This is a genomic window from Achromobacter arsenitoxydans SY8 (genome assembly GCF_000236785.1).
GTDB lineage: Bacteria > Pseudomonadota > Gammaproteobacteria > Burkholderiales > Burkholderiaceae_B > Achromobacter > Achromobacter arsenitoxydans.
This window is the reverse complement of sequence record NZ_AGUF01000042.1, coordinates 19,267-33,327: the sequence shown is the minus strand read 5'-3', so window position 1 is coordinate 33,327 and position 14,061 is coordinate 19,267. Positions and strand designations below refer to the sequence as shown.

Genomic DNA, 14,061 nt, shown 5'->3' with positions numbered 1-14,061 from the left:
CCGCTTGTCCCGGCACCGGTTCACCCATGATCCCGACCGACACTAGGCTGCTGTAATGCTGGACCTGGATATTTCCGAATTCTTCGACGAGGACGGGCCTTTGGCCACGGCCTTGCCCGGCTACAAACCGCGTCCTTCGCAGGTGGAATTGTCGCAGGCCATCGGCCAGGCCATCCAGGACCGCGCCACGCTCGTCGCCGAGGCTGGCACCGGCATCGGCAAAACCTGGGCTTACCTTGTACCCGCCTTCATCCAGGGCGGCAAGGTGCTGATCTCCACCGGCACGCGCACCCTGCAGGACCAGCTCTTCACGCGCGACCTGCCGCGCGTGCGCGCCGCGCTGGCGGCCCCCGTGACCGCGGCGCTGCTCAAGGGCCGCGGCAACTATGTCTGCCATTACCACCTGGAACGCCTGCAGGGCGACGAGCGCGCCCTGAAGTCCCGCTCCGAAATCCAGCAACTGCGCCAGATCCAGGTGTTCGCCGGCATCTCCAAGACCGGCGACCGCGGCGACCTGGCCCAGGTGCCGGAAGACGCCGAGATCTGGCAGCGCGTCACCTCCACCCGCGAGAACTGCCTGGGCCAGGAATGCCCGCGCATCCGCGACTGCTTCGTCGTCAAGGCCCGCCGTCAGGCCCAGGAAGCCGACGTGGTCGTCGTCAACCACGCACTGTTCATGGCCGACCTGATGCTGCGCGAAGAAGGCGTCACGGATCTGCTGCCCGAAGCCGACACCGTCATCTTCGACGAGGCGCATCAGCTGCCCGACACCGCTACGCGCTTTCTGGGCAGCAGCGTGTCCACGCACCAGCTGATGGACTTTGGGCGTGCGCTGGAAGTAGCCGGGCTGGCCTACGCGCGCGAGGCCGCCAAATGGAGCGACGTCAGCCGTCACCTGGAAACCGCCGCGCGCGAATTGCGCCTGACCTGTGCGCCGCTGGACAAGATGCCTGGCCGCAAGGCCACGTTCGAGGCCATACCCAATCCCGAAGAGTTCGACGAAGCGCTGCTGGCGCTGCGCGAGGCCGTGGATAGCGCCACGAAGGCGCTGGGCGCCGTGGCCGAAAAGCATCCGGACCTGATGGCGGCCGCGCGTTCGGGCGCCGAGATTTCGGTCAAGCTCAAGCGCTGGGCGACACCCGGCCGCGCCGGCGGCGCCCTGGATGACGAAGGCTGGGGCCGGGACGACCAGGCTCCGGCGCAGGACCCGCTGGGCGATGGCCCGTCCACGCCCGCCGCCATCCTGGAAGGCGCGGCGCTGGCGGAGCAATGGACGGGCCCGGCGGTGCGCTGGGTCGAGCATGGCCTGCACCACGTGCGCCTGCACTCGGCGCCGCTGTCGGTGGCCCAGGCCTTCTCCAAGTTCCGCAAACCGGGCCAGGCCTGGATCATGACCTCGGCCACGCTGTCCATCAACGGCGAGTTCACGCATTTCACCAGCCAGCTCGGCCTGGACCGCGCACGCACGGGCAAATGGGAATCCCCGTTCGACTACCCCGAACAGGCGCTGCTGTTCGTGCCGCGCGGCATGCCAGAACCCCAGTCGCCGCAGTTCCTCGACCGCTTCGTGCAGACGCTGCTGCCGTTACTGGAAGCCAGCCCGGGGGGCACCTTGGTGCTCTGTACGACCCTGCGTGCGGTGGACAAGGTCGCCAACCTGCTGGCCGACGCCTTTGACGACGCCGGCCATGACTGGCCGCTGCTCAAGCAGGGTGAAGGCACACGGCGCGATCTGCTGGACCGCTTTTGCAAGCTGGAGCATCCGGTGCTGGTGGGCAGCGCGAGTTTCTGGGAAGGCATCGACCTGCCTGGCGACGTCCTGACCCTGGTGGCGATCGACAAGCTGCCGTTCGCGCCGCCCGACGATCCCGTCATCGAGGCGCGCCTGCGGGCCTGCCGGGCGCAGGGGGGCAATCCGTTCTCGGAATACCAGCTGCCCGAGGCCGCGATCTCGCTCAAGCAGGGCGCCGGCCGCCTGATCCGCACGGAATCGGACTGGGGCGTCCTGATGGTCGGCGACGCGCGGCTGGTCGAAAAGCCCTATGGCAAGCGCCTCTGGCGCGGCCTGCCGCCGTTTGCGCGCACGCGCGAGCTGGAAGAGGTGCTGGCGTTCTACCGCCGCAAGCGCGCGTCCCAGGACCAGTAGCCCGCCGGGGCGCGCAGGCAAAAAAATAGCCCTTCAATGAAGGGCTATTTTTCTTCCCATGCGGGCGGAATCAGTTGAAGGGATTCCACCAGCTCTTGTCAGCCTTCAGGCCCTTGGTGCGGAATTCGCTGTCGGGAAAGTTCTTGTCGTAGACGCGCTGGGCGTCGTTCTTGAGTTCGGTCATGCCCAGCTTGTCGTAGGACTCGACCATCAGGTAGAGCGCCTCTTCGGTGGCGGGAGCGCCCTCGAAGTCGGTGATGACGGTCTGCGCGCGGTTGGCCGCCGCGACGTACGCGCCGCGCTCGTAGTAGTAGCGGGCGACGTGGACCTCGTTCATGGCGATGGTGTTGACCAGCCACGCCACGCGCTTTTCGGCGTCTACGGTGTACTTGCTCTCCGGATAGCGCTTGATCAGTTCATTGAAGGCGTCGTAGGACGCGCGCAGGCCCTTGGGGTCGCGCTCGGCCGGATCCTGGCCGGTGATGTTGCTCATGAACGCGCTGGCCGGCGTGAAGTTGATCAGGCCCTTCAGGTACAGGGCGTAGTCGGTGCCGGGGTGGTTGGGATAGAGCTGCTGGAAGCGGTCGATGGCGGCCAGGGCCTGTTCGTTTTCGCCGTCTTTCCAGTTGACGTAGGCCAGCTCAAGTAGGGCTTGCTGCGCGTACACGCCAAAGGGGTAGCGGCTTTCGATGGCGGTCAGGCGTTCGCGCGCTTCCTTCCAGCCGCCCGAGGCCATTTCCGCCTTGGCGTCCGCGTACAGTTGTTCGGCGCTCCAGTTGGTGGTCTTGTCGTACTTGGCGTCGGTGCCGCTGCAACCGGCGATGAGCGCGGCGGCAAATAGCGCGATAACCACGCGCAAAACCGACCCGCTGCGGGATGCGGGGTTCGAGGGAGCTGCGGAGTGGTGAATCACGAGAATCGTATCCTTGGTGTTAGCATGGCAGGCTGATTATATGATTTGTCTCCATGTCTGATACAGCCGCCCGCGCAGATCTTGTTTCCGACGGCAAACTCCGGGGTTCCGTCGACGAAAACACGGGCAAGATCGCAGGCAATCCTGCCGAAAAAAGCGCCGATACCGGCCTTGAATCCGCCGACGACGAAAACCTCGAAGAAGCGGGCCGCGGCGAGCCGCAACTTGTAACCGTGCCGTCCGCCACCCGCGCCGACCGGCTCGACAAGGTGCTGGCGGGCCTGCTGCCGGAACATTCCCGCGGCCGCCTGCAGGGCTGGATCGAATCCGGCAACGTGCTGGTCAACGGCAAGCCCGGCAAGGTCAGGCAGACGGTCGGCCCGGGCGACGAACTAACCGTCTGGGCCCAGCCCGCTCCCGAAGCGCGCGCCTTCGCGCCGGAACCCGTTGAATTCGGCGTCGTGGCGGAAAGCCCGGACTGGATCGTGGTGAACAAGCCTGCCGGGCTCGTCACCCATCCCGGCGCCGGCAACTGGAGCGGCACGCTGCTCAACGGCCTGCTGCACCGCTATCCGGAACTCGCGCAGGTCGCGCGCGCCGGCATCGTGCACCGGCTGGACAAGGACACCTCGGGCCTGATGGTGGTGGCGCGCAACGAAACCGCCCAGACGCACCTGGTGCGCCAGTTGCAGGCCCGCAGCATGGGCCGCGAATACGTGGCGCTGGCGCATGGCTGGATGGCCGCCGCCGGCCGGGTGGACCGCGCCATCGGCCGCGATCCCCGGGTGCCGGTGCGCATGAGCGTCGAACGGCCCGTGGCGCCCAAGCCGGCCATCACCAATTACGCCCCGTCCCGCCGCGGCATGGCGGATCCCGGCGGCCGCGTCACCGAAGTGGTGTGCCGTCTGGAAACCGGCCGCACCCACCAGATCCGCGTGCACATGGCCAGTCTCGGGCACCCGCTGCTGGCCGACACCATCTACGGCGGCAAGCCGATAGCCGGGGCGCAGCGCCAGATGCTGCATGCCCGCGCGCTGCATTTCGACGATCCCGGCGGCGCCGGTGAAGTCCAGTTCACGGCGGCGGTGCCCGCCGACATGGCCCAAGTCCAGGAGAGCATTGCATGGAGCGCGTGATGGCGGGTCTGCCCGTGGTGACGGGACCTGAATGGCCAGGCGTGAACTACTTCTGCACCACCCGCGCCGGCGGCGTCGGGGTGGCCCCGCACGACACCCTGAACCTCGGGCTGCGGGCCGGCGACAATCCGGACGCCGTAGCCGAGAACCGCCGCCGCGTGCGCGCGGCAGTGCCGGCCGATCCCCTGTGGCTGCGCCAGGTTCACGGCAGCGAAGTCGGCGATGCCGACCAGCCCGGCCTGCCGCCGGAGCCTGCGGTGGACGCCAGCGTCACGGCGCAGCCCGGGCGCGTGCTGGCCATCATGGTGGCGGATTGCCTGCCGGTGGTCATCGCCGACGCCGACGGCGCGGTGCTGGGCGCGGCGCATGCCGGCTGGCGCGGCCTGTCGGGCGGGGTGCTGGAACATACGCTGGCCGCCATGCGCGCCAAGGCGCCGCAGGCCAAGGCCTGGCGCGCCTGGGTTGGTCCGGGCATCGGTCCCCGGGAATTCGAAGTCGGGCAGGACGTCCTGGACGCGTTCACGGCCGACGACCCGGCCACCGCGCGATATTTCGTGCCGCGTCCGGGCATCCCCGGCAAGTGGCTGGCAGACCTCGCCGGATTGGCCGATTTCCGCCTGCGCCGTGCCGGGGTACAAGAGGTGGCGCTGAGCGGGCTGTGCACCGTTACCCAGGTGGAAAGCTATTTTTCGTACCGGCGCGACGGGCAGACCGGACGCATGGCATTACTGGCTTGGCTGAACCCGGTTTGATATAGCGCAAGGCTTTGGGTTCGGCCTTGCGTCTTACACTGATAGCCCTCCTTGTATACCCGCATTGACAGTCCTGGACCCGGAATGCAACATCAATCGCGAAGTCTCGATAACAAGGTGTCGAAGTGAATGCCAATCTCTCCGCAGGTCCCAATCCGGTGAGCGTGGCACCGGAAGTCCTGGCTGACATCCAGGCAGAATTTTCCCGTGAATGGCAACGCCTTTGCGACGACGCCCGGCGCGGCGCGCTGGCGCCGCCGTCCGACCGCCGTTTTTCGGGCAACGCCTGGGCCGCCAACGATAGTCACCTGCTGCTGGCGCACACCTATCTGCTGTCGGCGCGCGCCATGTCGCGCATGGTCGATGCCGCCCAGGTCAGCGAACCCATGCGCGACCGGCTTCGGTTTTCGATCATGCAATGGGTCGATGCGCTGTCCCCGTCGAACTTCCTGGCGCTGAATCCTGACGCCCAGCAATCCATCGTGGAAAGCGCGGGCCGCGCGCTGAACGAGGGCCTGGCGAACCTGCTGGGGGACGTCAAGAAGGGCCGCATCACGCAGACCGACGAATCGCAGTTCGAGATCGGCCGCAACGTGGCCACCACGCCCGGCGACGTCGTCTTCGAGAACAAGCTGTTCCAGCTCATCCAGTACGCGCCTGCGACCGCCACCGTATTCGAGCGCCCGCTGGTCATCGTGCCGCCCAACATCAACAAGTTCTACATCCTGGACCTGCAGCCCGAGAATTCCTTCGTGCGGCATGCGGTCGAGCAAGGTCAGACGGTATTCCTGATTTCCTGGCGCAACCCCGTGGCGTCCGACACCGACGGCATCGAACGCGCCACTTGGTCCGACTATCTGGACGACGCGGTGCTGCAGGCGCTGCGCGTGGCCAGCGACATCACCGGGCAGCCGCAGGTCAACGCGCTGGGCTTCTGCGTGGGCGGCACCATGCTGGCTGCCGCGCTGGCCCTGGCCGAAGCGCGCGGCGAGCATCCCGTGGCGTCCCTGACGCTGCTGACCTCGTTCCTGGATTTCCACGACACCGGCGTCCTGAATGTCTTCGTCGACGAGGCCCATGCGCTGCTGCGCGACCATCAACTGGGCAACGGCGGCCTGATGCCCGGGCGCGACCTGGCCACCACGTTTTCGTTCCTGCGGCCCAACGAGCTCGTCTGGAACTATGTGGTCGGCAACTACCTGAAAGGCCAGAAGCCGCCCGCCTTCGACCTGCTGTTCTGGAACGGCGACAGCACGAATCTCCCCGGCCCCTTCTTTTCCTGGTACTTCCGCAACACCTACCTGGAGAACAACCTGAAGGTGCCGGGGCGCGCGCACGCGGCGGGCCTGCCGCTGGACCTGACGCGGCTGCGCATGCCGGCGTACATTTTCGGCTCCCGCGAAGACCACATCGTGCCCTGGGTAGCGGCCTACGCGTCGACGCAGGTGCTGCGCGGACCGCAGCGCTTCGTCCTGGGCGCATCCGGCCATATCGCGGGCGTGGTCAATCCGCCCGCCAAGAAGCGCCGCAGCTACTGGGTGGCCGACGCGCTGGAAAAGGCCAGCCAGCCCTTGCCGGGCGACCCCAACTCGTGGTTCGAGCAGGCGGTGGAACAGCCGGGAAGCTGGTGGCCCGACTGGGCAGCCTGGCTGGCCGGTCATTCCGGCAAACGGGTGAAGGCGCGCACAAAGACAGGCAATGCCAAGTACCGGCCGATCGAGCCGGCCCCTGGCAGGTATGTGAAAGTCCGGGCCGCCTGACGCCGCGCATTGCGGTCAATCCCCGGGCAACCATAGAAAGTTAATCAACGAGGCGTCCGTCGCACACAGGAGGAAGTCCAATGAGCGGAAAACTGGCTTACGTAACAGGCGGGATGGGCGGGATTGGCACCTCTATTTGCCAGCGCTTGGCCAAGGATGGCTTTCGCGTGGTGGCAGGCTGCGGCCCCAGCCGCAATTACCAGCAATGGCTGGACGAACAGGCGGCGCAGGGCTTCACGTTCCATGCGTCCGTGGGCAACGTGTCCGACTGGGATTCCACGGTGGCCGCCTTCGAAAAGGTCACCAATGAGCTGGGTCCGGTCGACGTGCTGGTCAACAACGCGGGTATTACCCGCGACGGCCTGTTCCGGAAGATGAGCGCGGACGATTGGCGCGCGGTCATCGACACCAACCTGAACAGCCTGTTCAATGTGACCAAGCAGGTCATCGAGGGCATGATCGAGCGCCAGTGGGGCCGGATCATCAACATCAGCTCCGTGAACGGCCAGAAAGGGCAGTTCGGCCAGACCAACTACTCCACGGCAAAGGCGGGCATCCATGGCTTCACCATGGCGCTGGCCCAGGAAGTGGCCAGCAAGGGAGTGACGGTCAACACGATTTCCCCCGGCTACATCGGCACCGACATGGTCCGGGCAATTCGTCCCGACGTGCTCGAAAAGATCGTCGCCACGATTCCGGTGCGCCGCCTGGGCACGCCCGAGGAAATCGCGTCCATGACTTCATGGCTGGCATCCGACGAATCCGGCTTTTCGACTGGCGCGGACTTCTCGCTGAACGGCGGCCTGCACATGGGCTGACGCACTGCGGGCCGCCCGTTGGCGGCCCGTCGGCGCCGGATGGCCTCGGGGAGAGGGTCGTCCGGCATTACACTTCACCTTATTCAAAGCCTAAGAGATCGCCCGATCCGGGGACAACCATGACGCAAGCACAAACCGGCGCCAGCCTGCGCCTGATTAAAAAGTACCCCAACCGTCGCTTATACGACACCCGGACCAGCACCTACATCACCCTGGCAGATGTCAAGCAACTGGTCCTGGCCAACGAGGAATTCCAGGTCGTTGACGCCAAGAGCGCCGAAGACCTGACGCGCAGCATCCTCCTGCAGATCATTCTTGAAGAGGAAAGCGGCGGTATGCCCATGTTCTCCTCGAACATGCTGTCGCAGATCATCCGTTTCTACGGCCATGCCATGCAGGGCATCATGGGTTCCTACCTGGAAAAGAACATCCAGGCGTTCATGGAGATCCAGCAGCGCATGGCCGAGCAGTCCAAGGGCCTTTATGGAAGCCAGTTCGGCCCCGAAGCCTGGACGCAGTTCATGAACGTGCAGACGCCCATGCTGCAGAACATGATGAACAACTACATCGACCAGAGCAAAAACCTGTTCGTGCAGATGCAGGACCAGATGCAGGACCAGACCCGCGCGATGTTCTCCACCTTCCCGTTCACGCCTGGCGGCACGCCGGGCTCCGGGCGCAAGTAGACCCCGATAAGGGCCCCCGGCGGGCCCGGTTCCGGCAGGAAAAAACGGCGCGGCTCAGGCTGCGCCGTTTTTTTTCGCGTTTGACCCAACGCAATGATCCGGCACTTTATTGGCGTCAAGGTTCAGGGATGTGTCAGCAAAATCCACTAAATTAATGAAAACGGTTCTTGTTTGTGTTTTGAACCGCCATTTTCGTTTGTGTCTCAAGGATTATGCACATGATCAAGAAAGCCTTGGCGCTGGCCATTGTCGCTTTGAGCGTGTCCGCCGCCCACGCGGCCGAATACCCCATCGGCAAGCCGGTAGAGAAGGGTGGCATGGAAATCGGCGCGGTGTATCTGCAGCCGATCGAAATGGACCCGCCCGGCATGATGCGCCCCGCCAAGGATTCGGACGTCCACCTTGAGGCCGACATCCACGCCACCGCCGGCAACAAGACGGGCTTCCCCGAAGGCGAGTGGGTGCCCTACCTGGTCGTGAACTACGAAATCCAGAAGGTCGGCAGCCAGAATGTGCAGAAGGGCACGTTTATGCCCATGGTGGCCAACGACGGCCCGCACTATGGCGAGAACGTCAAGCTCGAAGGTCCGGGCAAGTACAAGCTGAAGTACTCGATCCTGCCGCCGACCGCGAACAAGATGAGCCACTTTGGCCGCCACGTCGACAAGGAAACCGGTGTGGGCGAATGGTTCGAACCGTTCGACCTGGAATATGAATTCGTCTACGCCGGCACCGGCAAGAAGGGCGGTTACTGATGATCGTGGGCCGCCTGTCGCGCGTTATCGCCGCATTGCTGATCGGCCTGGCCGGCGTGGCCGGCATGGCGCCCGCGCAGGCGGACGAATTGCCCACGTTCACCTTGAGATTCAAGCCGGACGGTACGTTCGAGCCCGCCACGCTGGAAGTGCCGGCGGGCCGTTTCAAGATTGAACTCATCAACGAGAGCAACGAGCCGGTGGAATTCGAAAGCATTCCGCTGCGCAAGGAAAAAGTCCTTGGGCCGGGAGTGAAATCCTTCGTGGTGATCACCATCTCCCGCCCGGGCGAGTATCCCTTTTTCGACGACTTTCACCAGAGCGTGAAGGGCACCCTGGTCGTCAAGCCCAAGGAATAAAGCGGCAGCAAGTCATGGAACAGGTTCTATTTATCGTCTGGCGCGAAAGCGTCGAAGCCCTGCTGGTGGTGGGCATCCTGTACACGTGGCTGCGCGCGACGCCGGAAGGCAAGCGCGGCCTGCCCTATCTTTGGGGCGGCGTGGCGGCCGGGCTGGGCCTGGCCGTGGCGCTGGCGCTGGTGCTGCTGGGCGTGTCGTCCTGGCTCAGCGACGAAGGCCAGGAATGGTTCCAGGCCATCATGTCGCTGGCGGCGTGCGCGCTGGTGGTGCAGATGGTCGTCTGGATGAAGAAGCACGGCCGCACCCTGAAGGGCGAGCTTGAAAGCGGCGCCCGCGCTTCCGTCGCGAATGACAACTGGTGGGGCCTTTTGGTGTTGGTGGCCATCGCCGTGGCCCGCGAAGGCAGCGAAACCGTGGTGTTCCTGTACGGCACCGTGTCGGCGGGCGAAGGCGGCAGCGACATGCTGATGCTGGCCCTGGCGGGCTTGGCGGGTTTCGCAGTCGCGCTGCTGACTTTCTGGCTGCTGCAGCTGGGCGGCAAGCTCATCACCTGGCGCCGCTTTTTCCGCGTGACCGAAATCCTGTTGCTGCTCCTGGCGGGCTCGCTGTTGGTGGGCGGACTGGATCACCTGATTTCCCTGGATGTCCTGCCGACCCTCGTGGATCCGGTCTGGGACAGCTCCTGGCTGCTGGACGACAGCAGCGGCTTCGGCAAGGTGCTGGCGGACTTTGCGGGATACCGCGCTTTCCCGGCGCTGATCTCGGTGTTGTTGTGGGTGGCTTACTGGATCGTTGTCTGGGCGCTGCTGCGCTGGGTGGGCGGCAAGCCCGCGCCGGTGGCCGCGGCTCGGGGGGCATCCTGATTCCGGTCTTTTTGCCGGACTGAATATTTGAAGGTTTGACCATGGCAGCTGCACTCGGGAGGGCAACCTCCCGTATCGCCGACTTTCTCCGTGACCATGCCCCGCTGTTGCGCAAGCTGCAGTGGGGCATTGTCGCGATGTACGCTTTCCTTTTGATCGTGCCGGCGCTAATGCCGCTGCCGGACAATGCAGCGTCGGTGTTCAACAATCTGACCATCGTGGCGCAGTTCGCCTTCTGGGGCGTGTGGTGGCCGTTCGTGCTGATTTCCATGCCGATCCTGGGCCGCGCCTGGTGCGGCTGGCTCTGTCCCGAGGGCATGCTGACGGAATGGGCCAGCGAGCGCGGGCAGGGCCATGCCATCCCGAAGTGGATGCGCTGGGGCGGCTGGCCCTTCGTCGCGTTCGCGCTCACGACCATCTACGGCCAGCTGGTCAGCGTCTACCAGTATCCGCTGGCGGTCCTGGCCGTGCTGGGCGGTTCCACCGTGGCGGCCATGATCGTGGGCTGGCGCTATGGTCGCAGCAAGCGCGTGTGGTGCAAGTACCTGTGCCCGGTCAATGGCGTGTTCAACCTGCTGGCCAAGCTGGCGCCCTGGCACTTCAAGGTCGACGAGGAAAAGTGGCGCCATCCCGTCATCCGCATCGAACCCATCAACTGTGCGCCGCTGGTGCCGCTGCGGCACATGAAGGGGGCGGGCGACTGCCACGTCTGTGGACGGTGCAGCGGCTACCGCGGCGCGATCGCGCTGACGCCGCGCTCGCCCGAAGAAGAGATCGTGCACGTGACCGAAGGCGATCCCTGGCAGACGGCGCTGCTGTGCTTCGGCCTGATGGGCATCGCCATCGGCGCGTTCCTCTGGAGCGCCAGCCCCTGGTACGTAACGGCCAAGCAATGGGCCGCGACCTGGCTGGTCGAGCGCGACATCATGTGGCCGCTCATGGACAACGCGCCTTGGTTCATCCTGACGCATTATCCCGATGTGAACGACAGCTTCTCCTGGCTGGATGGCGCGGGCATCCTGATGTTCGTCGTCGGCGCGACCGTGTGCGTGGGCGGCGCAAGCTTCCTGTCGCTGTGGATCGCCGACCGGCTGGCGCCCGCGGCCCCGGCGCCCGGCGCGCACGCCAGCCGTTGGGGGCGCCCTGGCCTGCACAAGCTGGCCCAGGCCTTGATTCCCGCGGCCGGCATCGGCGTGTTCCTGGGGCTGTCCGCCACCACGGTCAACCTGCTCAAGCATGAAGGCGTGCAGGCGGCGTGGGCAACGCCGGTGCGCTTCACGCTGCTGACGCTTGCGGTGCTTTGGACGCTGCGCCTTTTCGCCCGCCTGCTCAGGCAGCGCGAGGCCAGCGTGTTCAGGAAGAGTCTTGCCGGACTGGTGCTGGCCGCGGGCCTGGCGCCGTTCTGCCTGGCGTGGGTGCTGTTCTTCGCCATCTGGTAGCCCGCGCGGCGGGCGCTGCGATAAAGTTGGGGCTTTGCCGGCCTGGCCGGCGGCTCCTCAACTTTTTTCCCTGCCATGGCCACCTACGCGTTCCGCCTGCTCAACGTCTTCGCATCCTCCACTTTCAGCGGCAATCAGCTTTGCGTATTTGAAGATGCGCGCGGCATGGACGATGCCACCATGCTGGAACTGGCCGCGCAGTTCAACCTGTCCGAAACCACGTTCATCCTGCCCTCGGACCGTGCGGATGCGCGCGTGCGCATCTTCACGCCGGGCCATGAAATGAACTTCGCCGGCCATCCCACGATCGGCACCTCGCAGGTCGTGCGCGACCTGCTGGGGGCGGGCGATGCGCTGACGCTTGAGTTCAAGGCCGGCGTCGTGCCCGTCACCGCGCAGGGCGACGCCTGGACCTTCACCGCGCCGTGCCCGGACGGTGTGCGCACCGCCAAGCCCGAACTAGACCGGGCCGGAATCGCCGCGCTGGTCGGACTGAACGCGGGCGACCTGCGCGACGACCCGATCTGGGTGGACACCGGCGCCGACCACCTGCTGGCGCCGCTGGCCAGCGTGGACGCCGTGCGCCGCGCCGCGCCCGATGCCGCCACCCTTGACCGCTGGCAGGCCAGCAGCCTGGGACGCAAGACGCTGTATTTGTTCGCGTTTGACGAAGGCAACGCGCAGGACGGCCGCCAGGTCGTGGTGGCCAGGTACTTCTACGCCAAGCCCGGCGGCGGCATCAACGAAGACGCCGGCACCGGATCGGCGTGCGCCAACCTGGGCGGCTGGCTGCTGCATCGCGGGCATTCCCTGCCGGCCTGCTTCCTGGTGCAGCAAGGCGACCAGATGGGCCGCCCCTGCCGCCTGCTGTTGGACGTGGGCGCGGACAACCGGATCCGGGTAGGCGGACGGGCTTTGGAAATCGGCCGCGGTACGGTCACGGTGTAGGCGTCCCGACCTGCGGCGAACGTCGACGCAAAAGCGGCGCCCGTGTTGTCACGGGCGCCGCTCTACGTTTCAGGGCTCGAATCGGTCGATGCCGTGCTTACTTCCGGTTCTTGGCCGGATCGACCTTGATGTTGTTCATGACCTGCTTGACGCCTTCCACACCGCGCGTCACGGTGGCGGCTTGATCGGCCTCGGCGGCGGTGCCCACGGTGCCGGTTAGCGTCGTGACGCCGTTGTTGGTTTCGACGGCGATGTCGAGGGCGCTCAGTTGCTTGTCGGCCACGAAGGCGGCCTTGACCTTGGTGGTCACGGTGGCGTCGGACGCGTACTCACCCACGGACTGTTTAGGCTTGCCGTCGTCGGCGGCAAAAGCCATGGAAGTGAAGACAGCGCCCGTACCCAGTGCGGCGGCGGCGATCAGCTTGCGAATTTCCATAGTAATGCTCCTTGTTAGTGGTGTTCAGCGCGTTCGGGACGCAAAAACAATCGTTGAATGCTCAGGTGCTGGTTCTATTTCTTGCGGAATGCGCCGCCCAGGATGGACAGCAGTGCCAGGACCAAAAAGACGAAGAACAGGATCTTGGCGATCCCCGCGGCGCCGGCGGCGATGCCGCCGAAACCCAGGACAGCCGCGATGATGGCGATGACGAAGAAAACTACGGCGTAGTGCAACATGTCAGCTTCTCCTGGTGGTTGACGGGATCAGGGATTGCGGTCGAAGAAATCCCGGACTTCCTTTTGCGCTTCTTCCTTGGTCTTGCCGTAGCGTTCCTGGATGAGGCCAGCGAGCCGTTCGGCATTGCCTTCCGTGCGGGTCAGCTCGTCGTCGGTGAGTTCACCCCAGGCCGCCTTGGCCTTGCCCGTCAGTTGCTTCCACTTTCCGGCGATGATGTCGTTATTCATGGTGACCTCTCTGGTTGCATGCGGCGACAGGCTTATGGCCTATAAGTCCGTCAAACGCGGTTGAGTTGGACACTGATCAGCTAGTTCTCACCGTACGAGTCCCCCCGAGGGCCTGTCAAACCAGGCTGTGGAGAAATGTAACGGCGGCGGCAGGGGAAAAGCCCCGGCTCTGCGACGAGAAAGGCTCGAATCCGCAGCAAGCGTCGCAGTTACATTTGAGCAACCAATTGACCCCTTTTGAGCGCGGCTGGTAACGGATCCGCTCGAAAGCCAGCGCTGGCGCCGGTGGCCGCAGTGCGCGGCTGCCGGTATAGTCCACAGGAAACCGGCTGGCGGTTCGACACGAAAAAAGGAAAGCTCGCATGACGAAACGACTTTGCAGCGCTCTCTTGGTGGCGCTTGGCGCCATGGCCGCCGTGGGGTGCACGCACGTGACGGACAAGTACCAGGCCACGGCGCCGGCCGCAGCGCCGCACGGCTAGTCCCGGGCGGGCAGCTCCGGGCGGGAAGCTCCGGGCGGGCAGCTCGGGTGGCCGCGCCGCGCAGGCGCAAAAAAAACGGGGCGCCCTGGAGCGCCCCGTTC

The 14,061-nt window shown here is 65.5% G+C and carries 15 protein-coding genes; 11 read left to right on the top strand and 4 right to left on the bottom strand.

The features are described 5' to 3' along the window. Positions 1-55: 55 nt before the first annotated feature. On the top strand, positions 56-2,146 hold the full coding sequence (locus KYC_RS10510; RefSeq protein WP_008161786.1) for a DNA repair helicase YoaA: 2,091 nt from the start codon (positions 56-58) through the stop codon (positions 2,144-2,146). Positions 2,147-2,216: 70 nt separating this feature from the next. On the opposite strand, the gene KYC_RS10505 is transcribed toward KYC_RS10510, so the two are convergent. After that, complete coding sequence (locus tag KYC_RS10505; protein WP_008161784.1) at positions 2,217-3,005, bottom strand: outer membrane protein assembly factor BamD; 789 nt, start codon at positions 3,003-3,005, stop codon at positions 2,217-2,219. Positions 3,006-3,112: 107 nt separating this feature from the next. On the opposite strand from KYC_RS10505, the gene KYC_RS10500 reads away from it, so the two are divergent. The 10 genes from KYC_RS10500 (at position 3,113) to KYC_RS10455 (ending at position 12,575) form a co-directional block, all read left to right on the top strand. Then, positions 3,113-4,195, top strand: coding sequence for an RluA family pseudouridine synthase (locus KYC_RS10500; RefSeq protein ID WP_008161781.1), 1,083 nt, complete (start codon positions 3,113-3,115; stop codon positions 4,193-4,195). Next, positions 4,183-4,947, top strand: a complete 765-nt coding sequence (gene pgeF / locus KYC_RS10495; RefSeq protein WP_008161779.1) for a peptidoglycan editing factor PgeF — start codon at positions 4,183-4,185, stop codon at positions 4,945-4,947. Before KYC_RS10500 ends, pgeF begins: the two co-directional genes overlap by 13 nt. A 125-nt stretch (positions 4,948-5,072) precedes the next feature. Then, on the top strand, positions 5,073-6,707 hold the full coding sequence (locus KYC_RS10490; RefSeq protein WP_008161777.1) for a PHA/PHB synthase family protein: 1,635 nt from the start codon (positions 5,073-5,075) through the stop codon (positions 6,705-6,707). 80 nt (positions 6,708-6,787) lie between these two features. Further along, positions 6,788-7,525: an acetoacetyl-CoA reductase gene (gene phbB, locus KYC_RS10485; protein WP_008161775.1), complete on the top strand. Its 738-nt coding sequence runs from the start codon at positions 6,788-6,790 to the stop codon at positions 7,523-7,525. A gap of 119 nt (positions 7,526-7,644) precedes the next feature. Further along, positions 7,645-8,211, top strand: coding sequence for a polyhydroxyalkanoate synthesis repressor PhaR (gene phaR / locus KYC_RS10480; RefSeq protein ID WP_008161773.1), 567 nt, complete (start codon positions 7,645-7,647; stop codon positions 8,209-8,211). 218 nt (positions 8,212-8,429) lie between these two features. Beyond that, a complete protein-coding gene (locus KYC_RS10475; RefSeq protein ID WP_008161772.1) occupies positions 8,430-8,966 on the top strand; it encodes an iron transporter in 537 nt (178 codons plus the stop codon). After that, the gene (locus tag KYC_RS10470) at positions 8,966-9,325 is read left to right on the top strand and encodes a cupredoxin domain-containing protein (protein WP_008161770.1); all 360 of its coding nucleotides are present in this window, start codon (positions 8,966-8,968) and stop codon (positions 9,323-9,325) included. The genes KYC_RS10475 and KYC_RS10470 overlap by 1 nt, the downstream gene beginning before the upstream one ends. 14 nt (positions 9,326-9,339) lie before the next feature. Next, positions 9,340-10,188, top strand: coding sequence for an FTR1 family iron permease (locus KYC_RS10465; RefSeq protein WP_008161768.1), 849 nt, complete (start codon positions 9,340-9,342; stop codon positions 10,186-10,188). Between the two features lie 41 nt (positions 10,189-10,229). Beyond that, entirely contained in the window at positions 10,230-11,627 is a 1,398-nt protein-coding gene (locus KYC_RS10460; RefSeq protein WP_008161767.1) for a 4Fe-4S binding protein, read from the top strand. A gap of 75 nt (positions 11,628-11,702) precedes the next feature. After that, positions 11,703-12,575, top strand: a complete 873-nt coding sequence (locus tag KYC_RS10455) for a PhzF family phenazine biosynthesis protein (RefSeq protein WP_008161765.1) — start codon at positions 11,703-11,705, stop codon at positions 12,573-12,575. Between the two features lie 97 nt (positions 12,576-12,672). Here KYC_RS10455 and KYC_RS10450 read toward each other — a convergent pair whose 3' ends face one another. The 3 genes from KYC_RS10450 to KYC_RS10440 form a co-directional block, all read right to left on the bottom strand. Beyond that, entirely contained in the window at positions 12,673-13,011 is a 339-nt protein-coding gene (locus KYC_RS10450; protein WP_008161764.1) for a BON domain-containing protein, read from the bottom strand. Positions 13,012-13,085: 74 nt separating this feature from the next. Beyond that, positions 13,086-13,250 (bottom strand): DUF1328 domain-containing protein, encoded by a 165-nt coding sequence (locus KYC_RS28645; RefSeq protein WP_006389411.1) that lies wholly within the window; start codon positions 13,248-13,250, stop codon positions 13,086-13,088. 27 nt (positions 13,251-13,277) lie between these two features. After that, positions 13,278-13,478 (bottom strand): CsbD family protein, encoded by a 201-nt coding sequence (locus tag KYC_RS10440; protein WP_008161759.1) that lies wholly within the window; start codon positions 13,476-13,478, stop codon positions 13,278-13,280. Positions 13,479-14,061 lie beyond the last annotated feature (583 nt).

Excerpts from the sequence above, each read along its gene's own strand:
- KYC_RS10510 (WP_008161786.1), top strand. The coding sequence starts at position 56 with ATGCTGGACCTGGATATTTCCGAATTCTTCGACGAGGACGGGCCTTTG.
- KYC_RS10500 (WP_008161781.1), top strand. The coding sequence starts at position 3,113 with ATGTCTGATACAGCCGCCCGCGCAGATCTTGTTTCCGACGGCAAACTC.
- pgeF (WP_008161779.1), top strand. The coding sequence starts at position 4,183 with ATGGAGCGCGTGATGGCGGGTCTGCCCGTGGTGACGGGACCTGAATGG.
- phbB (WP_008161775.1), top strand. The coding sequence starts at position 6,788 with ATGAGCGGAAAACTGGCTTACGTAACAGGCGGGATGGGCGGGATTGGC.
- phaR (WP_008161773.1), top strand. The coding sequence starts at position 7,645 with ATGACGCAAGCACAAACCGGCGCCAGCCTGCGCCTGATTAAAAAGTAC.
- KYC_RS10475 (WP_008161772.1), top strand. The coding sequence starts at position 8,430 with ATGATCAAGAAAGCCTTGGCGCTGGCCATTGTCGCTTTGAGCGTGTCC.
- KYC_RS10470 (WP_008161770.1), top strand. The coding sequence starts at position 8,966 with ATGATCGTGGGCCGCCTGTCGCGCGTTATCGCCGCATTGCTGATCGGC.
- KYC_RS10465 (WP_008161768.1), top strand. The coding sequence starts at position 9,340 with ATGGAACAGGTTCTATTTATCGTCTGGCGCGAAAGCGTCGAAGCCCTG.
- KYC_RS10460 (WP_008161767.1), top strand. The coding sequence starts at position 10,230 with ATGGCAGCTGCACTCGGGAGGGCAACCTCCCGTATCGCCGACTTTCTC.
- KYC_RS10455 (WP_008161765.1), top strand. The coding sequence starts at position 11,703 with ATGGCCACCTACGCGTTCCGCCTGCTCAACGTCTTCGCATCCTCCACT.
- KYC_RS10450 (WP_008161764.1), bottom strand. The coding sequence starts at position 13,011 with ATGGAAATTCGCAAGCTGATCGCCGCCGCCGCACTGGGTACGGGCGCT.
- KYC_RS28645 (WP_006389411.1), bottom strand. The coding sequence starts at position 13,250 with ATGTTGCACTACGCCGTAGTTTTCTTCGTCATCGCCATCATCGCGGCT.
- KYC_RS10440 (WP_008161759.1), bottom strand. The coding sequence starts at position 13,478 with ATGAATAACGACATCATCGCCGGAAAGTGGAAGCAACTGACGGGCAAG.